Origin of the sequence: Salinicola endophyticus, from assembly GCF_003206575.1 — a bacterium.
Taxonomy (GTDB): domain Bacteria; phylum Pseudomonadota; class Gammaproteobacteria; order Pseudomonadales; family Halomonadaceae; genus Salinicola; species Salinicola endophyticus.
Genome location: NZ_PZJO01000011.1, coordinates 111,307 through 131,891 on the forward strand (window position 1 = coordinate 111,307; position 20,585 = coordinate 131,891).

At 67.1% G+C, this 20,585-nt stretch carries 21 protein-coding genes; 2 read left to right on the top strand and 19 right to left on the bottom strand.

Annotation, left to right across the window (positions count from 1 at the left end; genetic code table 11):
• Positions 1-15: 15 nt before the first annotated feature.
• The 16 genes from DOM66_RS18660 to DOM66_RS19695 form a co-directional block, all read right to left on the bottom strand.
• Positions 16-2,235 (bottom strand): ATP-dependent helicase, encoded by a 2,220-nt coding sequence (locus DOM66_RS18660; RefSeq protein ID WP_110691172.1) that lies wholly within the window; start codon positions 2,233-2,235, stop codon positions 16-18.
• Positions 2,232-2,765 (bottom strand): DUF1285 domain-containing protein, encoded by a 534-nt coding sequence (locus DOM66_RS18665; RefSeq protein ID WP_110691173.1) that lies wholly within the window; start codon positions 2,763-2,765, stop codon positions 2,232-2,234. The genes DOM66_RS18660 and DOM66_RS18665 overlap by 4 nt, the downstream gene beginning before the upstream one ends.
• 101 nt (positions 2,766-2,866) lie before the next feature.
• The gene (locus DOM66_RS18670) at positions 2,867-3,676 is read right to left on the bottom strand and encodes a TatD family hydrolase (protein ID WP_110691174.1); all 810 of its coding nucleotides are present in this window, start codon (positions 3,674-3,676) and stop codon (positions 2,867-2,869) included.
• A 93-nt stretch (positions 3,677-3,769) separates the two neighbouring features.
• On the bottom strand, positions 3,770-4,105 hold the full coding sequence (locus DOM66_RS18675) for a PilZ domain-containing protein (protein ID WP_110691175.1): 336 nt from the start codon (positions 4,103-4,105) through the stop codon (positions 3,770-3,772).
• A gap of 198 nt (positions 4,106-4,303) precedes the next feature.
• On the bottom strand, positions 4,304-5,317 hold the full coding sequence (locus tag DOM66_RS18680; RefSeq protein WP_110691176.1) for a DNA polymerase III subunit delta': 1,014 nt from the start codon (positions 5,315-5,317) through the stop codon (positions 4,304-4,306).
• Positions 5,308-5,964, bottom strand: coding sequence for a dTMP kinase (gene tmk, locus DOM66_RS18685; RefSeq protein WP_110691177.1), 657 nt, complete (start codon positions 5,962-5,964; stop codon positions 5,308-5,310). The genes DOM66_RS18680 and tmk overlap by 10 nt, the downstream gene beginning before the upstream one ends.
• A 78-nt stretch (positions 5,965-6,042) precedes the next feature.
• Positions 6,043-7,047, bottom strand: a complete 1,005-nt coding sequence (gene mltG / locus DOM66_RS18690) for an endolytic transglycosylase MltG (protein WP_110691178.1) — start codon at positions 7,045-7,047, stop codon at positions 6,043-6,045.
• A gap of 97 nt (positions 7,048-7,144) precedes the next feature.
• A complete protein-coding gene (pabC, locus tag DOM66_RS18695) occupies positions 7,145-7,951 on the bottom strand; it encodes an aminodeoxychorismate lyase (RefSeq protein ID WP_110691179.1) in 807 nt (268 codons plus the stop codon).
• Between the two features lie 7 nt (positions 7,952-7,958).
• Positions 7,959-9,197 carry a beta-ketoacyl-ACP synthase II gene (gene fabF, locus DOM66_RS18700; RefSeq protein ID WP_110691180.1) on the bottom strand — a complete coding sequence of 413 codons (1,239 nt, stop codon included), beginning with the start codon at positions 9,195-9,197 and terminating at the stop codon, positions 7,959-7,961.
• 315 nt (positions 9,198-9,512) lie between these two features.
• A complete protein-coding gene (gene acpP / locus DOM66_RS18705; protein WP_035474582.1) occupies positions 9,513-9,746 on the bottom strand; it encodes an acyl carrier protein in 234 nt (77 codons plus the stop codon).
• 96 nt (positions 9,747-9,842) lie between these two features.
• Complete coding sequence (gene fabG / locus DOM66_RS18710; RefSeq protein WP_110691191.1) at positions 9,843-10,586, bottom strand: 3-oxoacyl-ACP reductase FabG; 744 nt, start codon at positions 10,584-10,586, stop codon at positions 9,843-9,845.
• 8 nt (positions 10,587-10,594) lie between these two features.
• Positions 10,595-11,557, bottom strand: a complete 963-nt coding sequence (gene fabD / locus DOM66_RS18715) for an ACP S-malonyltransferase (RefSeq protein WP_110676638.1) — start codon at positions 11,555-11,557, stop codon at positions 10,595-10,597.
• A gap of 5 nt (positions 11,558-11,562) precedes the next feature.
• Positions 11,563-12,672, bottom strand: coding sequence for a phosphate acyltransferase PlsX (plsX, locus tag DOM66_RS18720; RefSeq protein ID WP_110676640.1), 1,110 nt, complete (start codon positions 12,670-12,672; stop codon positions 11,563-11,565).
• 29 nt (positions 12,673-12,701) lie between these two features.
• Entirely contained in the window at positions 12,702-12,872 is a 171-nt protein-coding gene (gene rpmF / locus DOM66_RS18725) for a 50S ribosomal protein L32 (RefSeq protein WP_110676642.1), read from the bottom strand.
• Between the two features lie 32 nt (positions 12,873-12,904).
• Complete coding sequence (locus DOM66_RS18730; protein ID WP_110676644.1) at positions 12,905-13,435, bottom strand: YceD family protein; 531 nt, start codon at positions 13,433-13,435, stop codon at positions 12,905-12,907.
• 99 nt (positions 13,436-13,534) lie between these two features.
• Positions 13,535-13,798 (bottom strand): hypothetical protein, encoded by a 264-nt coding sequence (locus tag DOM66_RS19695; RefSeq protein WP_157959103.1) that lies wholly within the window; start codon positions 13,796-13,798, stop codon positions 13,535-13,537.
• A 97-nt stretch (positions 13,799-13,895) separates the two neighbouring features.
• Here DOM66_RS19695 and DOM66_RS18735 point away from each other — a divergent pair, with 97 nt between their 5' ends.
• On the top strand, positions 13,896-14,495 hold the full coding sequence (locus DOM66_RS18735) for a Maf family protein (protein ID WP_110676646.1): 600 nt from the start codon (positions 13,896-13,898) through the stop codon (positions 14,493-14,495).
• Here DOM66_RS18735 and sppA read toward each other — a convergent pair.
• From sppA to DOM66_RS18750, 3 genes are read right to left on the bottom strand one after another with little or no spacing between them, the layout of a single operon-like run.
• Positions 14,483-15,541, bottom strand: coding sequence for a signal peptide peptidase SppA (sppA, locus tag DOM66_RS18740; protein ID WP_110676648.1), 1,059 nt, complete (start codon positions 15,539-15,541; stop codon positions 14,483-14,485). The genes DOM66_RS18735 and sppA overlap by 13 nt on opposite strands.
• Positions 15,542-15,601: 60 nt before the next feature.
• Positions 15,602-16,315, bottom strand: coding sequence for an HAD family hydrolase (locus tag DOM66_RS18745; RefSeq protein ID WP_110691181.1), 714 nt, complete (start codon positions 16,313-16,315; stop codon positions 15,602-15,604).
• Complete coding sequence (locus tag DOM66_RS18750; RefSeq protein ID WP_110676652.1) at positions 16,305-17,252, bottom strand: RluA family pseudouridine synthase; 948 nt, start codon at positions 17,250-17,252, stop codon at positions 16,305-16,307. Before DOM66_RS18750 ends, DOM66_RS18745 begins: the two co-directional genes overlap by 11 nt.
• Before the next feature lie 768 nt (positions 17,253-18,020).
• On the opposite strand from DOM66_RS18750, the gene rne reads away from it, so the two are divergent.
• On the top strand, positions 18,021-20,585 hold a 2,565-nt coding region (gene rne / locus DOM66_RS18755; protein ID WP_110691192.1), incomplete at its 3' end, for a ribonuclease E.

The window sequence follows — 20,585 nt, forward strand, 5'->3', positions numbered from 1 at the left end:
CGCTGTCGAGTCGACTCAGGCGATCCGCGCCAAGGGGGCCCGCGAGGCGATCAGCCGGCGCCGCCCGGCGCCCTCGAAGCGCACCTCGATCACCGGATCGGCGGGGTCACCCTCGACCACGACTACCTCGCCGGCGCCGAAGTTGGCGTGGTGGAGCCGCTCGCCGACCTGCCAGCCCGCTGCCGGCGCGACAGTGGCCATCTCGGGCACAGGCGTCAGCGTCAGCTGGCAGCCGACACGCTCGAGATAGCGCGCAACCAGCGCCGGCTCGCTGACACTGACACTCGCCTCACTCTGGCTGGCCAGCGCCTGACCGACGCGCTCGCACTCCGCCACTGCGCTCTCGGCGAGAAACCGGCTGGGGCGATGTTCGCCGCCATCGTGCAGCAGCAGCAGCCGCTCACGGGCCCGGGTCATCGCGACATAGTAGAGCCGACGCTCCTCCTCCAGGCGTTGGGGCGAGAGCGGATTGTCACGGCTGAAATGGGGGAAATCCTCTTCGTTGAGGCCCCAGAGCATGACCAGCGGCCACTCCAGCCCCTTGGCCCCATGCACGGTACTGATCAGCACGCCATCGGGGCGATTCTCCACCGGATTGCGCAGCAGCTCGATGAAGGCATCGGGGTCGTTGGCCAGCTCGCCGGCCTGTTCGATCAGCACGTCGAGCAGGCGCACGTCGTCGTCCGCCTTTTCCCGCCGCGAGGCCGAGCGCCGCAGCACCTTCTCGGCGTCGATCGCCTCGATCACATGGGCCAGCAGCTTCGCCGGCGGCCAGTTGCCCAGCCGCGGCAGCTCGCACAGCAGCTGCCATCGGCGTTTGAGGTGGCGCCGCTGGCCGGGCTTGAGCCCTGCCAGTAGCGGATCCTCCCGCCGCGGCCACTGCTGGGTCGCGGCGAGCGCCTCGCATAGCCGCCGCACGCGCTCCTGGGCGACGAAGGTCGTGGGCTGCGAGAACAGCAGCCCCAGATGCCCCGGATCCTGGAGGCGGTGTGGCTCCCGCGCCAGCTGCAGATAGCCGGCCAGCGCCTGGACCAGCGGCAGGCGGAAGACGAAGCGCGACTCCTGAGCCAGCCGGAACGGAATGCCCGCGCGCAGCAGCTGCAGCTGTACCGAGACCGACAGCGACCAGCTGCGCACCAGCACGCAGGCCTCGTCGTGGCGACGGCCGGCCGCCTGCCAGCGGCCCAGTTCGTCGAGCAGCGCCGCAGCACCCACGCCGCTGCCGAGCCGTGTCTGCGGATTGCCCGGCGCGGCCAGACACAGCTGATCGCTGCCCTGGGCGTTGCCGCGGATCGCATGGTTGGCCGCCAGCGCCAGGGCGTGGCCGTGGCGGAAGGTGTAGGAGAGCGGATAGTCGCTGGCGGCCCCGAACAGACCATCGAAGCGCGCCAGCATGGCGTCGGCGCGGGCCCCACGCCACTCGTAGATGCACTGGTTGGCGTCGCCCACCGCCATCACCTGCGCCTGCTCCCCGGCCAGCAGCTTCAACAGTCGCAGCTGCGACTCGTTGATGTCCTGGTACTCGTCGACGATGACGTGATTGAGATAGCCCTGAACCCGCCGCCGCGCCTCGGGCTCGGCTTCGAGACAGCGCAGCGGGCGGTAGAGCAGATCGGCATAGGTGATGCTGCCGGCCGCCTCGAGCAGCGACTCGGCGATGGCGAAGGCCTCGATGAAGTGACGTTCGCCCGGGGTGTAGTCGAGGCGCTCGAACAGCGCCGCGGGCTCGGCCATCTCGGCCTTGACCAGATCGCAGAACTGGGCGAAGGCCTCTACCCGCTCGGCCTCCAGCGCCCCCTCCTGGGTTTCGGCGTCGGCCTGGGCGAGGCTCTGGGCCACCGCCTGGCGCAGCAGCCGCTCATGCTGCCAGTCGGCCTGCAATAGCTGCCGCGGCGGCAGAAAGCCCCAGCGGGTCAGACTCTGGGTCAGGCGATGACCAATCGAGTGAAAGGTTCTCACCTCGGGCAGCGCCACCCCCGCCGGCGCCTGCCGCGCCAGTTTGTCACGGAAGTCGTCGCGCGCCGCGCGGTTGAACATCAGCACCAGCAGGCGCCGTGGTGACTCACCGCTGGCGAGTAGATGCAGTACCCGCTGCACCAGGGTGGTGGTCTTGCCGGCGCCGGCCACCGCCGCCACCCGGGCGTGGCCGCTGACGTGGCCGACCACCGCCCGCTGTTCGGCGGTCAGCGCCGCGCCACGGTTGAGCGCGGCGTCGGCGTGCGTGGCCTCGCTCATGCCTCGTCCTCCGCCAGCCGGCCCAGGGGCTGCCACACCCCGTCGCTGTCGAGCCCTAGCTCGGCTCCGCGCCATTCGGCGCTCTCGATCAGCCGGTAGTAGAGATTGCGATGCAGCCGCGCCTCGAGGCCGTGGCGCACCGGCAGCGCCGGCCGCCACTCGCCCTGGGGGTCGGGCGCCAGCTGCAGGCGATGTACCATCCCCAGACGCAGCCGCTCACCCCACTGCAGAGCGATAAACCAGCCATCGGCATCCGCGTCGGCATCGATCGCCAGCAGCGGGCGATCCTCGACCCGAATACGCAGCTTCTCGGCCGGGGTGACCAGATAGTAGTCGCCGTCGCTCTCGCGCCGCAGCACGCTGCTCAGCAGGCGTACCAGCTCAGGGCGGCGAATCGGCGCCCCCTCGTGAATCCACTCGCCACCGGCGGTGATCAGCAGATCCATCTCACCGCAGAACGCCGGGTCCCACTGGTCGAGGGGCGGCACGCCGCGGGCGTCGAGCTGATGGAATAGCGTATCCAGGCGCATGGGGCGGCTCCTGATGAGAGTGACGAGTGGATAGGCTTTGTACGAAAACTACCTGCGCTCGCTGACTTTTCGGACAAACCCTGGACGAACGCGCTCGCGCCTCACACAAAGGGGTTGGTGTGCTGCGCATCTTCCTGATGGCAGCCCGGGAACAGCCGATAGAAGTTGGCCCGGGTCTGCATCGCCACCTCGTCGACACTGATGCCGCGCACCTCGGCGATACACTCGGCGACCTCCACCACCCACTGTGGCTCGTTGGCCCGCCCGCGATAAGGCACCGGGGCCAGAAAGGGGCTGTCGGTCTCGATCAGCAGGCGATCCAGCGGCAGCCGGCGGGCCACCTCACGCAGCGCGTCAGCGCTGGCGAAGGTGACAATGCCCGAGAGCGAGATGTAGTAACCCAGGCGCACCGCCTCGCGCGCCATGTCGAGATCTTCGGTGAAGCAGTGCAGCACGCCACCCACCGCCGGGTCTCCATGCTCACGGATCAGCGCCAGCGTCTCCTCGCGCGCCTCCCGGGTGTGTACCACCACCGGCAACTCCAGCACCCGCGCCGCCTCCAGATGGGCCACGAAACGCCGGCGCTGGCGCTCGTGCGGCACGCTGTCGACGTGGAAGTCGAGCCCGGTCTCGCCGATGGCCACCGCCGAATGGCGCTCGGCGCAGTCAGCGATCTCTGCAGCGTCGGGCTCCTGTGACACTGCCTGCAGCGGATGCAGGCCGAGCGCGATGTCGACATCGGCATGCTCACGCGTCAGTGCCGCCAGCTCGGGCGCGCTCTCCAGGGTGGTGGCGATGGCCAGGAAGCGCTGCACGCCCCGCGCGCGCGCCGCGTCGAGGGCAGCGCCGAGATCGCCGGCGTAGGGCGTCAGATCGAGGCGGTCGAGGTGGCAGTGGGAGTCTACGAACATGACGATATCCAGAAAACGGTAATGATGAGCTCTTTGAGACAACCGGCCCGCGTGCGCCGGCGTTGACTAGCCGCTCTAGAGAGCAGGCGCCGCCTAGAGCGTATGGCGGGTGAGTGCCGGCGGCGACGGATGCGCCTTGAGCCGCGCCTCGATACGCTCGCGCAGGTCCTGACCGTCGGCGCCGAAGTGCACGCCGATACCGGCGAGCCGGTCAGCGGTGCCGGCGGGCGTCAACCACACCACTTCCCCCTCCACCGGCAGGCGCTCCTGGGCGCCGGGCAGCGTGACCAGTAGATAGACCCGCTGGCCCAGGCTGTAGCGCTGCTCGGTGGGCACGAACAGCCCACCGCGAGCCAGCCACGCCAGATAGGCACTGTGCAGGGTATCGTCGTCGCGAATGGTCAGCGACAGTGCTTTGTGTGAACTCATGGCAGTGCCCTCGGCAAAGTCATGGAAAGAGCCCTCAGCGGGATGAGGAAAAACGCCCTCAGCGGGGTGAGGAAAACAGCCCTCAGCAGGATGAGCAGAAACACCCTCCGCGAGATCATGCAAGCCCCTTGAGCGGCCGCATGGCGCCACTCGACAACAGCGGCACTCGCCCCCCCCCTCGAGGCACGCCCCGACGTCTCAGGACCTCAGCAGAGCCGACCAGCGAATCAGCCACGCCTCCATCACCAGCTGCGGATTGGGATTGCCTCCCGCCGCCAGTAGCCGACGCTGCTCGCGGGCGTAATCCAGCAGCCGGAACCAGTCCCGCACGCGGGCGTTCTTGACCGCCTGACGGTAGAGCGGCAGCAGATCACTGTTGCGCACCCGGCGACTGTCGCCGGAGAGACCCAGGCGAATCAGATCCTCGAGCCAGGCGATGCCGTACCAGAGTACGCGATCGAGCGCCTGGGCATCGAGCCGCGCCGCCTCCCCCACCGGCTCGCCGCCGCGCACCAGCGAATCGAACAGCTCGCGCAGCTCCTGGCGCAGCTGGCGCGCCTCGGCGCCGGCCAGCTCCTCGGCGAGCAGCGGCAGCCCGCCGGCGACACGCAGCCAGAACGTGGCCTCTTCGGTATCCCCGAGACGCTCGCCCAGCCAGCGCTCGGCCTCGGCAGCGGGCGGCGTGGCCAGGTTCCAGTGCTGGCAGCGTGAGCGAATGGTCGGCAGCAGCCGCGAGGCGATATCCGACACCAGCACGAACAGCGTGCGCTCGCCCGGCTCCTCCAGGCTCTTGAGCAGTGCGTTGGAAGCGGCCACGTTCATCGCTTCCGCCGGTTCGATGCGGATCACCCGGTAGCCGCCCTGCTGCGCCGTCTGGGAGACGAAGCCATTGACCTGGCGAATGGCATCGATACGAATCTGACGCGACTTCTCCACCGGCGCGACACTGAGCAGATCGGGGTGGTAGCCCGCTGCCAGCATGCGACAGCCGTGGCACTCGCCGCAGGCGATCTCGCCCGGGTTGCGACACAGGCTGCGCGCGATCAGCGCCTCCACCAGCGGCTGCTTGCCGATACCGTGGGGGCCCGAGATCAACAGCGCGTGCGGCAGGCGCCCGCTGTCCTGAAGCTGGGTCAGCCGGCGCCAGCGCTCAAGCTGCCAGGGCATGGGCTCGGCGACCCGCGCCGCCGCGGGAGCGGGATTCATAGCCATGGTGCCACCCTTGAAGCGAGGCACTGCTCGATGGCGTCGCGTACCTCGGGTAGCGGCGGCGTGGCGTCGATCACCGCGAAGCGCGACTGCGCCTGGGCGCGGGCGAGATAGGTCTCACGCACCGCCTCGAAGAAGCTCTCACGCTCGCGCTCGAAGCGGTCACGCTCGCCACCACGGCCGCTGACCCGCTGCGCGGCGATCTCCAGGGGCACATCGAGCAGCAGCGTGAGATCGGGTTCGAGCCCTTGCTGCACCAACCCCTCGAGGGTGGCGATACGCGCCGGATCGAGACCGCGCCCGCCGCCCTGATAGGCGAAGGTCGCATCGGTGAAGCGGTCGCACACCACCCAGGCACCGCGCGCCAGCGCCGGGCGGATACGCCGCGCCAGATGCTGGGCGCGGGCGGCGAATACCAGCAGCAGCTCGGCGCTCTCGTCCCAGGGTTCGTCGCGTTCGGGGTCGAGCAGCAGCTCGCGGATCGCCTCCGCGCCCGAGGTGCCACCGGGCTCACGGGTGCGCACCACCTCTATGCCACGACTGGTGAGCCAGTCGCAGACCACGCCGACGTTGGTCGTCTTGCCGACGCCCTCTCCGCCCTCGAGCGTGATGAAGCGCCCGCGTGACTGCTGCTTTGCTTGTGCGCTCATGCGGTCGTCTCGTGCTGATCTCGTGCTGGAAAAAAAGGCCGCCCGCGGGGGCGGCGAGTCCCGGGTAGCGCCGCCTGGTCAGTCGCGATTCAGGATATAGCGCCTGACCGCAGCGTTATGCTCACTGAGCGTGCGCGAGAACTGGTGCGAACCGTCGCCCTTGGCCACGAAGTAGAGCGCATCGCCGGGCGTCGGGTGGAGTGCCGCCTCCAGCGATCCGCGCCCGGGCATGGCGATCGGCGTCGGCGGCAGACCGTCGATCACGTAGGTGTTGTAGGCGTTCTGGCGCTGCAGGTCGGCGCGGGTGATGTTGCCGACATAGCTGTCGCCCATGCCGTAGATCACGGTCGGATCGGTCTGCAGGCGCATGCCCTTCTCCAGCCGCCGCACGAAGACACCGGCGATCTCGCCACGCTCCGAGGGCACGCCGGTCTCGCGCTCGATCAGCGAGGCCAGGATCAGCGCCTGATAGGGGCCGTCGAGGGGCAGCCCGTCGTCGCGGGTGGCCCAGACCTCGTCGAGCGTCTTGTGCATCCGGGTATAGGCGCGCTCAAGCACTTCGAGATCGGTCACGCCCTTGTGGTAGCGATAGGTATCGGGGAAGAAGCGCCCTTCCGGGTACTCGTCCGGATGCCCCAGCGCACGCATGATCTCGGCATCGCTCATGTCAGCGGTGCGGTGTTCGAGCTTCTGGGCGCCATTCAGCAGCTGGCGCATCTGGCGGAAAGTCCAGCCCTCGGGGATCGTCACCCGGTAGGTGACCACCTGGTCGCTGGAGAGCTTGGCGATCAGCTGGCGGCCCGTCATGCCTGGCTCGAGCTGGAACTCGCCGGCGCGCAGCCCCTGCATCGCGCGCGGCTCGACCCGCGCCAGCACCCGATAAGGCCAGGCCGCTGCAATGACCCCGAGTGCGGCGAGATCGTCGACCACCTGGGAGAAGGCCGCGCCGCGCGGCACTTCATAGACGGTCGCACTGTCGAGCGCGATGGGCCCGTCGAGCTGCGACTGCCAGTAGCGATAACCGGCGAAGGCGGCGATCGCCGCCAGCACCATCAGCACCACGAAAATCTTGAGAAGGCGCATGCCACTTCCTTAAATGGCCCGATTGACCGGGCGTCACTGCCGCTGCCCGGATGCCCCGGGCGGCGCTGGTATCACGGCGCTGCCGCGCGCCGTCTCTTCAGGCGTCGGGGCCCACGGGATAGCCGAGCAGCGGATGCGCCAGGCCGCGCAAGGGATCATCGCTCGCCACGTCCCAGCGCCGCAGCACCGCCCCCTCGGCATCGCGCAGCACGCGAATCGGCCACACGCCCTGTACGCTGTTGCAGACCCAGGCGGCCTCGGCCTGCTGTAGCCGCTGCGGCTCGACCCGCACCCGCTGCAGCGGGGTCTCGGCGTCGAGTGCCGCCAGCAGCGTGCCGGCGACACCGGCCTGATCGAGCAGCGGGGTTTCCAGGCGGCCCGCGTGCAGCCACACCAGATTCATCGCCGTCGCTTCGACCAGGTAGCCCTCGCTATCGCACATCAGCCCCTCGGCTATGATGTCGTCGTCCCACTCCTGACGCGCCAGTACGTTCTCCAGCCGAGCCAGATGCTTGAGCCCGGCCAGACGCGGCTGCCGCCCCAGACGCAGCGCGCACAGGCGCACCTCGACCCCGGCGAACCAGCGCTGGGGAGTGGGGCTGAACGCAGCCGCACTCCAGCCCCAGCGTGGCGTCGGCTCGGCCGGCGGGCGATAGCCCCGCCCGCCGCTACCTCGGGTCACCACCAGCTTGAGCACCTGCAATCCGGGGGCACAGGCCGCCGGCAGCGGATCGAGCCGATCCCGCGGCGGCGCCGGTAGGCCCAGACGCGCACACCCCTCTGCCAGTCGCGCCAGATGCGCCTCCCACAGCAGCGCCCGGCCGTCGCGCACCAGCACAGTCTCGAACAGGCCATCACCGTAGGCAAAGCCGCGATCGTCCAGGAGTAGCGTCAGGTCCTGCATGCGCGCGTCACACCCGCGAAAAGATCAGTGACCCGTTGGTGCCACCGAAGCCGAACGAGTTGGAGAGCGTGATATCGATCTTCATCTCCCGCGCGGTATGCGGCACGTAATCCAGCACACAGCCCTCGCTGGGCGCATCGAGATTGATCGTCGGCGGCGCGACCTGGTCACGAATCGCCAGCACGCAGAAGATCGCCTCCACCGCGCCGGCAGCACCCAGCAGGTGGCCGATCATCGATTTCGTCGAGCTCACCGCGACCTTGTCTGCGGCACTTCCCATCACCCGCTCCACGGCGCGACTCTCGGCGACATCGCCGGCCGAGGTGGAGGTACCGTGAGCATTGATGTAGTGGACCGCCGAAGGATCGATGCCGGCATCGTTGATCGCGTTCTGCATCGAGGCCGCGGCACCATTGCCATCTTCCGGCGGCGACGTCATGTGGAAGGCGTCATCGCTCATGCCGAAACCGGTCAGCTCGGCATAGATGGTGGCACCGCGCCGCTTGGCGTGTTCATACTCTTCGAGCACCATGACCCCGGCACCATCGGAGAGCACGAAGCCATCGCGATCGCGATCCCACGGGCGGCTAGCCGCCTGCGGATCGTCATTGCGGGTGGAGAGCGCCCGCGCCGCCGAGAAGCCCCCGAGACCCAGCGGCGTGGTGGCCATCTCGGCGCCGCCGCAGAACATCACGTCGGCATCGCCATAGGCGATGGTGCGCGCGCTGTAGCCGATATTGTGGGTGCCGGTGGTGCAGGCGGTGGTGATGGCGATGTTGGGACCCTTGAAGCCGTGCTGGATCGCCAGGCTGCCGGAGATCATGTTGATGATCGATCCGGGCACGAAAAATGGCGATACCCGCCGCGGGCCGCCCTTGTTGAGCGCATCGTGGTTGCGTTCGATCATCGGCAGGCCGCCGATACCCGAGCCGATCGCCACCCCAATACGGTGGGCGTTCTCCTCGGTGCAGGCGATGCCGGAGTCGCGCATGGCCTGGGTGGCGGCGGCCACGCCGTACTGGATGAACAGATCCATCTTGCGCGCTTCCTTGGGATTCAAGTACTCGCCGATGTCGAAGTTCTTGACCGCCCCGCCGAAACGCGTGTTGAAACCTGCCGTGTCGAAATGCTCGATCGGCGCGATGCCACTCTTCCCTGACAAGAGCTGCTGCCAGCTCTCCTCGACCGTGTTGCCAACCGGGGTCACCAGACCCAGGCCGGTCACTACCACTCTTCTACGCGGCATCGAATCTCCTCCGAACTCCGTCATTGCCACGAGCCGTGACGGCGACCCATCCAAGTCCCACCGCCGGCCCGCACACCGAAACGCGCGAATTATACCCGATCCCCGTCGCCGATGGGCGCCCCCCTGCCCGTCGAGGACTCAGCGCCAGCACGCGCGGCGCATATCCAGACTGACCCCGGGACAGGCTATCACAGCGACACTGGCGTGCCGGTGCATGCCCTAGAACGCAGAAAGCCGCTCTCATCGAGAGCGGCTTTCGTAACATCGGCCGTCCAGCCGGCAGTCGGGCCCCATCGGATGATGGAGATAACCGCCTTACTGGTGGGCGTTGATGTAGTCGATCGCTTCCTGAACGGTAGTGATCTTTTCTGCTTCTTCGTCGGGAATTTCGGTGTCGAATTCCTCTTCGAGCGCCATCACCAGTTCGACGGTATCCAGCGAATCCGCGCCGAGGTCTTCGGTGAAGGAGGAGGAGTTCTGAATATCCTCTTCCTTGACGTTCAGGCGTTCGGCAACAACCTTCTTAACGCGCTCTTCGATGGTGCTCATTATGTCGTTACTCCTAATGGTACGAATCCGCCAGCTAAAAAGCTGCGGCTAGTTTATAGACCGCCCCCAGACGACGCAACCCGCGTCGCAGAGGGATTACCGCATGTTCATGCCGCCATTGACCTGCAGCGTTTCACCGGTGATATAGCCTGCGGCGTCGCTGGTCAAGAAGCCGATGGCCGCAGCGATTTCTTCCGGCTGCCCCAGGCGCGCCAGCGGAATCTGACCCAGCAGCGCGTCGCGCTGGGCTTCCGGCAACGCCTGAGTCATATCGGTGTCGATGAAGCCCGGCGCCACCGCATTGACGGTGATGGCGCGCGAGGCGACTTCACGTGCCAGCGCCCGGGTGAAGCCCTCCATGCCCGCCTTGGCGGCAGCATAGTTGGCCTGCCCGAGATTGCCCATCATCGCCACCACGGAGCTCACGTTGACGATACGGCCGAAACGCGCCCGCGTCATCCCCTTGAGGCTCGTCTTGCACACACGATAGACCGACTTGAGATTGGTATCGAGCACCGCGTCCCACTCGTCTTCCTTCATCCGCATCAGCAGGTTGTCGCGCGTGATGCCGGCGTTGTTGACGACGATGGTGGGTGCGGCATAGGTCTCGGTGATGCGCTTGAAGATGGCCTCGACACTGGCCTGATCGGTGACGTCGAGCGCCAGACCCTGCCCCTCGATATCGTGGGCCTTGAGATCCTCGTCGATCCGCGCCGCGCCGCTCTCGCTGGTGGCGGTGGCGATCACGATGCGCCCCTGACGCCCCAGCTCGCGGGCCACGGCGCGACCGATACCACGACTGGCACCGGTCACCAACGCGACTCTACGTTCGGTCATGATGTCATCCTTTAAGGCTCTTGAACGTCCAACGCCTCGCGCGCCAGCTCGAGGGCGGAGGACAGCGTGTCGGGGTCGTTGACGGCCAACCCCTTGATCTGACGCTGAATGCGCTTGTTGAGTCCGGTCAGGACCTTGCCCGGCCCGCACTCGATGAAGACCCCGGAGCCGGCCTCGAACATGGCGTTGACGCACTCCGTCCAGCGCACCGGGCGGTAAAGCTGTTCGACCAGACGCTGCCGCAGCGCTTCCACCGATGCCGGTACCTCGGCATTGACGTTCTGGTAGACGGCGTAGCGCGGCAGCTTGATGTCGAGCTCTGCGATCGCCGCTTCGACTCGCGCCGCGGCGGGCTTCATCAGCGCACAGTGCGAGGGTACCGATACCGGCAGCGGCAGCGCGCGCTTGGCACCCGCCTCCTGGCACAGCGCAATGGCACGATCCACCGCGCCCTGATGGCCGGCGATGACCACCTGACCCGGCGAGTTGTAGTTGACCGCAGCCACCACCTCGTCGCCGGCGGCCTCACGACAGGCCTGCTCGACCGCAGCATCGTCGAGCCCCAGCACCGCCGCCATGGCACCCACGCCTGCCGGCACCGCCTCCTGCATCGCTTCACCACGCAGCCGTACCAGACGGATACCTTCGGCAAAACCCAGGGCGCCAGCACACACCATGGCACTGTACTCGCCCAGGCTATGCCCGGCCATCATGCTCGGACGCGGCCCCTCCAGCTCCTGCCACACCCGCCACACGGCGACGCTCGACGCCAGCAGCGCAGGCTGGGTGCAGGCAGTGGCGTTGAGCTTCTCCTCGGGACCTTCCTGGACGACGTGCCACAGGTCGTACCCCAGCGCTTCGGAAGCCTCATCGAACGTGGTGCGAACCACGCTGTAGCGTTCGGCCAATTCCCGCAGCATTCCTTGCTGCTGAGAGCCCTGCCCGGGAAAGACCAGAGCCAGTGATTGCGTCATCGCGCTCACCCTTGAAGTGATGAATCGTCGGTTCCCGTCGTATCACGAGACCCGCTATCCACTCGACCGACGTCATCGACCGACGAGATAGCAGATGTCGCCGCCACTGCCGACCAGGCCCCGCGCAGGTGGTCCGGCAGCCCCACCGCGATTTCGCGCACCGCACGATCGATGGCAAAGGCAAAGGCGCGATCGCTGGCATTGCCATGACTCTTGACCACGATCTGGTTGAGCCCCAGCAGACTGGCACCGTTGTGACGTACCGGATCGAGCTGCGCCTTGAAGCGCATCAGCGCCGGGCGCGCCAGCGCGCTGACAAGACGCGTACTCCAGTGAGACTCGAAGGTCTCCTGCAGGCGCTTGAGCAGCATCTGGGCGACCCCTTCGCTGGCCTTGAGCACCGCATTGCCGACGAAGCCATCACACACCACCACATCGGCGGCACCCGAGAAGATGCCATCGCCCTCCAGGTAGCCGATATAGTCAAAGGTACCGGCGTCCCGCCCGCGCAGCTCGGCGTCCGCCTCGCGCACCCGGGCCACGCCCTTGCCCGCTTCGACACCGACGTTGAGCAGCGCCACCCGTGGGCGCGCCACGTCGTCCACCGCCCGGCACATCAGCGCCCCCATGTGGGCGAAGTCGACCAGATGCCTGGCGTGCACCTCGACGCTGGCGCCCAGATCGAGAAGGTAGCAGCGCCCGGCATGACGCGTCGGCACAGCGGTGCTGATGGCTGGCCGCGAGATCCCCGGCACGCTGCCGAGTTCACGTCGCGCCAGTGCCATCAGCGCGCCGGTATTGCCACAGCTGACACCGGCCTGCGCCTCGCCCTGCGCCACCGCCTTAAGCATGCCGTGCAGGCTGGTCGCACAGGGGTTGTCGAGCACCTCCATCGGCGGCATCGCCTGAGTGACCACCCTGGGGGCATCGCTCAGCGAGATTCGCGCGCGCGCGTCGCGCGAGGCGCCCAGCTGCGCCAGAAGCCCCCGCAGCTCGGCCTGGGGGCCATACAGCGTCGGCTCGAGGTCGGGATGACGCTGGAGCGCCAGCAGTACCCCCCCGACAGTAGCGCGGGGACCGAAGTCCCCGCCCATGGCATCGATGGCGATGCGCATCGCCCGCGCGTCAGCGTCAGTCGCCGTGATTAAACGTCGACGACCTTGCGACCACGGTAGTAGCCGTCCGGTGCGACGTGGTGACGACGATGCGTGGTGCCGGTTTCCTTGTCCTGGGACAGGGCCGGGCTGCTCAGCGCATCGTGTGCGCGGCGCATGCCACGCTTGGAACGGGTCTTGCGGTTCTGTTGAACGGCCATGATGATGACTCCAACGTCAGTGTCATTCGGTTTTAGAGTTTTCCCTTCAACGTCTTCAAGACGTCGAAGGGGCTATCGGCTCGAGCGGGCGCCCGTTCGTCGGCGCTCTCTCCGCTCTGCATCTGATCACGCGAAACGGCACAGGCCGACTCTTCGTGATAGACCACCTGAGGAAGACTCAGCAGCAGCTCGTCCTCGATCGCCCCAAGCAGGTCGAGATGTTCGTTGTCGACCAGCACCGGCTCATACTCGCTCGGCACCTCGGAAGCGAGCGCATCACTGCTCACCACGGCGAGCTGGAAACGGCTCGACACCGGCACGCTCATCGGTTTCAGGCAGCGCCGACACGGCATCTGCAACTGTGCCGACAGCTCACCTTCGATCAGGTTCCGGCGTTGAGCATCGCGTCCGAACTGCAACGATACCTGAGCCTGTCCGCTCTGCTCACCGATCTCGGCGGCAAGGCGCGACAGCGCATCGAGGTCGATAGTGCCCTCGAGCAGCTCATGGTTGGCCGCGAGGCGATAAGGCTCGACGGTCGCGGGAAGTCGTCTGGTCAACATAGGCGCGCCATAATAGGGATTCGACCTGTCTCTGTCAAAGCACTTGATCGCGACTACGCTAGAGACATTCAGGCGCCGGGCGGGACGGCGCGAGGCAGGTCAATAGTAGCCATGCGCGCCGCCACGAGGCGACATGATAGCCTGAAAGGCGCTGGCGTTCGCGTGCTCATCGACGCCACTTTCTTGCCACCCCGCGCAAGTCGTCAATAAACACACTGAAAACAGATTAACGGGCGAGGCCATGCCAAGCGCGAAGAGATTGCCATTAAAATAAACTGGCAATAATGACTGACTAAAAAAGTCCTGCTGAAAATCACTCTTCTCTCTTGTGGCCAGTGGGAGAGCCGGCGACAGCCGCATCATCCAATCACTCGGATGCCAGGGCGTCGCTTCGCCACCCTATCGACCCGATAGCCACTGATTCGACAGACACCGACCCGACAGACATTAAGGAAAGCCCATGCCGCGACTGGTACTCGCCTCCAGCTCCCCCTACCGCCGCCAGCTCCTGGAGCGCCTGGCGCTTCCCTTCACCTGGGCCGCGCCCGATATCGACGAGAGCCACCGCCCGAATGAGACACCGACCGCGCTGGCCCACCGCCTGGCACTGGGCAAGGCGCAGGCGGTCACGGCGCAGTTTCCCGAGCATCTGATCATCGGCTCCGACCAGCTGGCGCTGTTCGAGGACGACATTCTGGGCAAGCCCGGCAATCACGCCACCGCCTGCGCCAACCTGCGCCGCTTTTCGGGTCAGCGCGTGCGCTTCATGACCGGCCTCGCCCTGGTCGATACCGCCAATGGCCGCCACTGGGTCACCCACGACACCTATGACGTACATTTTCGCCAGCTCAGCGACGCCGAGATCGAGGCCTACGTCAGCCGCGAACGCCCCTTCGACAGCGCCGGCAGCTTCCGCATGGAGGGGCTGGGCATCGCCCTGTTTGAACGCTTCGAAGGCAACGACCCCAACACCCTGATAGGACTGCCGCTGATGCGCCTGTGCGAGCTGCTGCGCGAGGCCGGCATGGACCCGCTGGCCGCAGCACCTCAGGGCAGCTGATAGCGCACCGGCGAGGCGGCTTCGCTGATCCCCAGCCAGTGCGCCGCCGCCTGGGTCAGCTTGTTGGAGAACAGCGACCAGGGGTCGAGCGACGGCGTGTAGTCCTCCAGACTGACCTTGCCCAGGCGACTGCGCGAGAGCTGCTCCAGGTTGCTGATATCATCGATCAACCCCAGCTGCAGCGCCTGCTGGCCGGTCCATACCAGCCCGGAGAAGATGCGCGGATCGTCGCTGAGACGCTTGCCGCGCCCCGACTTCACCGCATCGATGAACTGCTGGTGCGTGGTGTCGAGCACCGACTGCCAGAATTCGCGCTGCGCTGGCGCCACGGGTGAGAACGGATCGAGAAACGCCTTGTTCTCCCCCGAGGTGAATACCCGACGCTCGACGCCCAGCTTGTCGATCGCCCCCTGCAGCCCGAAGCCCGCACTGATCACGCCGATCGACCCCACCAGACTGGCGGGCGAGGCGTAGATCCGGTCGGCCGCCGCGGCCATATAGTAGGCGCCGCTGGCACCGATATCCTCGATTACCGCCAGGATCGGCTTGTCGCCCTGGGCTTCGAGGTAGCGAATCTCGTCATAGACCCGCTGGGACTGCACCGGGCTGCCGCCGGGGCTGTTGATGTGCAGCACCACCGCCTCGCTGTCAGGATCGCGCCAGGCGCGCCGCAGGCCCTCGATGATGCGCTCGGCACTAGCCTGCCCCTGGGCATCGATAGGCCCCGAGACATCGACCACGCCGAGATGGCGCTCGCCACTGGCGGTGCCCTGCCCCTGGGCGAGCAGCAGGCTGTAGGCACTCAACGCCAGCCCGGCAACGACTACCCCGGCAAACAGCAGACGGAAGAAGATCTTCCAGCGCCGCGAGCGCCGCTGCTCGGCCAGCACGTCGCCAATCCAGCGGTCGAGCAGCCGAATCTCCGCCAGCCTGACACTCTCGCTCCCGGCGCCGGATGCGGCCTCCGCCCCCTCTCGCCGGGCCTGGGCCGCCTCCGCGGAGAGTTCGGGGCCATCGGTCCAGTCGTCGTGTCGTTGATCACTCATCTGCTCACTCCTTGCGCCAGATGCGCAGCGTTCGATGCGAACGCCTGGTGCCGTCAGGCGTTACGCGCAGCCTTCTCGAACCGGGCCGGGCAACAGCCACTCGACCAGACCCGCGAAATCATCGGCGACCCAGACCGGCTCACTGGCGAGCAGCCGCTCGCGTGCATGAACCCCATAGCTCACCGCCACGCGGTCCATCCCCAGCGCCCGCGCCATCTCCAGATCGTACTCGGTATCGCCGACCATGACCGCCGCTTCGGGCGGTAGCTCGCATGCCGCCAGCAGCTCTTCGAGCATCTGCGGATGCGGCTTGGAGCGGGTCTGGTCGGCGGTGCGGCTGGCCACGAACCACTCGCCGCAGCCGTGATGGTCGAAGACACGATCAAGCCCCCGCCGACTCTTGCCGGTGGCCACCGCCAGGCTGCACTCGGACGCCTCGCGCAGCCGCGCGATACCCTCGGGCACGCCGGGAAAGAACGGAGACGGCACCTGATCGGCGACCCGAAACTGACGGCCGAAGGCCGCTTGCAGGGTGTCCCGCTCCAGCGCCCCGCTACCGGGATAGAGCGCCTCCATCGCCTCGGGCAGGCCCAGGCCGATGATGTCGCGGATCGCCGCCGGCGTCGGTGCCACCCAGCCGAGCTCGTCCGCGGCAGCCTCCATGCAGGCGACGATCCGCGCCGCCGAGTCCATCAGCGTGCCGTCCCAGTCGAAGATCACCAGCCGATAGCGGCAGGCCCGCGGCAGCGCCTGTGCACGCGTTTCAGGAGGCATGCCGCGCCCGCTCCAGCGCGCGCTCCAGCGATGCTTCCAAGGGCGCCCGCGCCTGTACATCGCGGCCGCTCTTGGGATCGGGGAAGGTCAGCGTCAGCGCGTGCAGGAACAGCCGGTCGAGCCCCAGCCCCCGGGCCATGCGCGCACCTTCCGGCGTCCCGTACTTGTCGTCGCCCAGCAGCGGGTGACCGGCGTGGGCCGCGTGCACGCGAATCTGGTGGGTGCGCCCGGTGACCGGCTCGGCCTCTATCAGCGTGACCCGCGGCAGCGTCTCGCGCACCGCAAATCGGGTGCGCGAGACCTTACCGGCATCATCCACACGTACCCGGCGTTCGCCGTTGCCGGCGTCGTAGCGATCCAGCCGCGCACTGACGTAATCGCGCCGCGCCGGCCAGCGCCCCTGGACCAGCGCCAGATACTTCTTCTCCATGCGCCGCTCCTTCATGGCGGCATTGAGCGACAGCAGTGCAGCCCGATTCTTGGCCAGCAGCAGGCAGCCCGAGGTGTCGCGATCGAGCCGATGCACCAGCTCGAGGAAGTCGAGATCCTCACGCACCTGGCGCAACGCCTCGATCAGCCCGATCTTGACCCCGCTGCCACCATGCACCGCCAGCCCCGAGGGCTTGTTGATCACCAGCCAGTCGGGACTCTCGACCAGCACGCTGCCGGCGAGCAGGTTGCGCAGCCCTTCGCTGGCCTCCTTGACCGCGCTCTCCGGCGTCAGCCGCAGCGGCGGCACACGCACGAGGTCACCACTCTGCAACCGATAGTCGGCCTTGATCCGCTTCTTGTTGACCCGTACCTCGCCCTTGCGCACGATCCGATAGATCAACGACTTCGGCGCGCCCTTGAGCCGGGTGCGCAGGAAATTGTCGATGCGCTGCCCCGCCTGGGACTCGCTGACTTCGATGAACTGGACTTCCTGGCCTTCGGCCATGCTTGACTCCTCGGCAACGCGAATCGGCGGCCTCTGGTGCCGACGGCCGGCCATTCTAACGCACTCCCCGGACGGCGCGACCTCAATTGCCGCCCGCGCGCCATTACTGTTATATTGCGATGTCGCTCGGTGGATCGTCTCCACGTCGGCGCCAGCCCCTGAATATGCTGGCCGGAGCGAAAAAATGTCTCGATCCCCCAGAGGGTTAGCGAAAGTCACACGCTCTGGGTCGATCAAAACACGTTTGGAACGCCCTGCCCCTGGCGGGAGCCACGCACTGACGACAACGTCAGCGCACCTCTCCCAGGGAAACCCACAAGTATCGGTGGAAGGCGTCGCCGAACCGAACAATGCCAAGTGATATAGACGGCAGTCTGCGGGACCGGATGCGGCTGATCGATGCGCACCGTGACATGTTCCGCCACCGTTTCGTACTCAACACATGTTCGTGCAGCACCCAGACAAGCAGGTCATGACAGCAGAGATGCCAAGGTAATCAGCCAGCACGCCAAAGGGCTCGACGAGCGTCGACCCGACTGTGGCCGGGTGGACAAGACGCCACGCGGCACGCAGCGACCGGGCAGTCCTTTCGAGTCCCGACGCGGTTCCACGCGTTGGTGACACGCCAAGTTCTTTCTGGCTCACGCTAAGCTTGTTCCTCCTGCGGGGTCGCTCCACCAATGTGCGCGAGCACAGCACGACCGCTTGCGGTTCGTCGTCGCCGATTCAGGCATGCCTTCCACCGGCACGCTGAATTTGCGAGATGTCATGAAAAGAATGCTGATCAATGCGACCCAACCGGAAGAGTTGCGCGTCGCCCTCGTCGATGGCCAACGCCTCTACGACCTGGACATCGAGTCCGGCGCCCGGGAACAGAAGAAGGCCAATATCTACCGGGGCAAGATCACCCGCCTGGAACCCAGCCTCGAAGCCGCCTTCGTCGACTTCGGTGCCGATCGCCACGGTTTCCTGCCGCTCAAGGAGATCTCCCGCGAGTACTTCTCCAAGGAGCCCTCGGGGCGCCCCAATATCAAGGAGGTACTCAAGGAGGGACAGGAAGTCATCGTCCAGGTCGACAAGGAGGAGCGCGGCAACAAGGGCGCGGCGCTGACCACCTTCATCAGCCTGGCCGGCCGCTTCCTGGTGCTGATGCCCAACAACCCGCGTGCCGGTGGCATCTCGCGGCGCATCGAGGGCGATGAGCGCAGCCAGCTCAAGGACGCCATGGGTCAGCTCACCCTGCCCGACAAGATGGGCGTGATCGTGCGTACCGCCGGGATCGGCCGCTCGTCGGAAGAGCTGCAGTGGGATCTCGACTACCTGGTACAGGTGTGGGAAGCGATCACCGACGAAGCGGTCAAGCGCTCTGCTCCCTTCCTGATCTACCGCGAATCCAACGTCATCATCCGTGCGATGCGCGACTACCTGCGCCAGGACATCGGCGAGGTGCTGATCGACAGCCCCGCGGTACACGAGGAGGCGCTCAGCTTCATCCGCCAGGTGATGCCCTCCTATCAGCAGAAGATCAAGCTCTACAGCGATGACGTGCCGCTGTTCTCGCGCTTCCAGATCGAATCCCAGATCGAGACCGCCTACCAGCGCGAGGTCAAGCTGCCCTCCGGCGGCTCGGTGGTGATCGACCATACCGAGGCTCTGGTCTCGATCGATATCAACTCGGCACGCGCCACCCGTGGCGCAGACATCGAAGAGACCGCGCTGCAGACCAACCTGGAGGCGGCCGACGAGATCGCTCGCCAACTGCGTCTGCGCGACATCGGCGGCCTGGTGGTGATCGACTTCATCGACATGTCGCCGGCGCGCAACCAGCGCGAGGTGGAGAACCGCGTGCGCGATGCGCTCAAGCTCGACCGTGCGCGGGTCCAGATCGGCCGTATCTCCCGTTTCGGCCTGATGGAGATGTCGCGTCAGCGTCTGCGCCCGTCGCTGGGCGAGACCAGCGGCGTGGTCTGCCCGCGCTGTGACGGCCAGGGCACCATCCGCGACGTGCGCTCGATGGCTCTCTCGATCCTGCGCCTGATCGAAGAGGAGGCGATGAAGGAGCGTAGCGCGCAGATTCGCGCCATCCTGCCGGTGCCTGTCGCCACCTACCTGCTCAACGAGAAGCGCAACGTGCTCTCCGACGTCGAGCGGCGCCAGAAGGTGCGCGTGCTGCTGCTGCCCAACCCGGACATGGACACGCCACACTACGACGTCCAGCGCCTGCGCGACGACCACATCTCCGAAGAGGGCGACGAGAACAAGTCGAGCTACGAGCTATCGGTAGAGAGCGAAGCGATCAGGGAGCCGGAGACCAGCCTGGCCAAGCCGATCCAGCGCACCCAGGCGGCCGTACAGACCGTGCTCCACACCGCCCCTGCCCCGGACTCACTGCACCAGGAGCCGGAAGCGCCCGCGCCCCAGCCGGCCGCCGCACAGCCAAAGTCGCAGCCGCAGCCGGCCAAATCCGAGCCGGCCAGGTCCGAGCCCGTCACCGCGCAGTCCCAGGCAACGCCTAACGGCGGCCTGATCCAGCTGTTCCGCGGCCTGTTCGGACGCCGCCGCGCCGACGAAGAGGTTTCCCGCCCGGCCAGCGACGGCCAGGCGCGCAGCAGCGGCGGCAACGACAAGCCGGCATCGCAGAACGGTGGCGGTAACCGCAGCAACCGTAACAGCGACTCGCAGCGCAGCGGCGAGCAGCAGCGCAACGGCGGTGCCAAGCGTGACGGCGACAATGGCAAGCAGGCCGACGCCGGTAACGACAACCGTCAGAGCAATCGTGGCGACAACCGCCAGGGCAACGGCAACAATCGCCGGCGCCGGCAGTCGGACGATCGTCAGAGCGGTAACGACAATCGCAACGAGGGTGGTCGTAACGGCAACCGCCAGAACGGCAACGACAGCCGTCAAGGCGGCAACGACAACCGTCAGAACGGCGGCGACAACCGCCAAAAGGATGACGGCCGCCAGGGTGGTGGTAACGATAACCGCCAGAGCGGTGACGACGCGCGCCAGCAGGGCAATCGCCAGCCCCGCCAGGAGAGCCGCGGCAAGAGCGAACGCAACAGCGAGAATCGCGCCGAGACGGCCAAGCCCGACAACGCCGGCAAGCCCAAGGCGTCGCGTCAGGCCGACACCACGGATAGCACTGCCGCCCCGCAGGAGAGCGTCGACAGCAAGCCGAAGCGCATGCGTAACAACCCGCGCAACCGCAGTCGCCAGCACGCGCTGAACCCGGCCGCTGCCGAAGAGCAGCAGCGTCTACAGGCTGCGGCCACCACGGCGGAGAGCGAAGCGCCCGAGGTCGACGCAGCCAAGGCTGACGCCAAGCCGGAA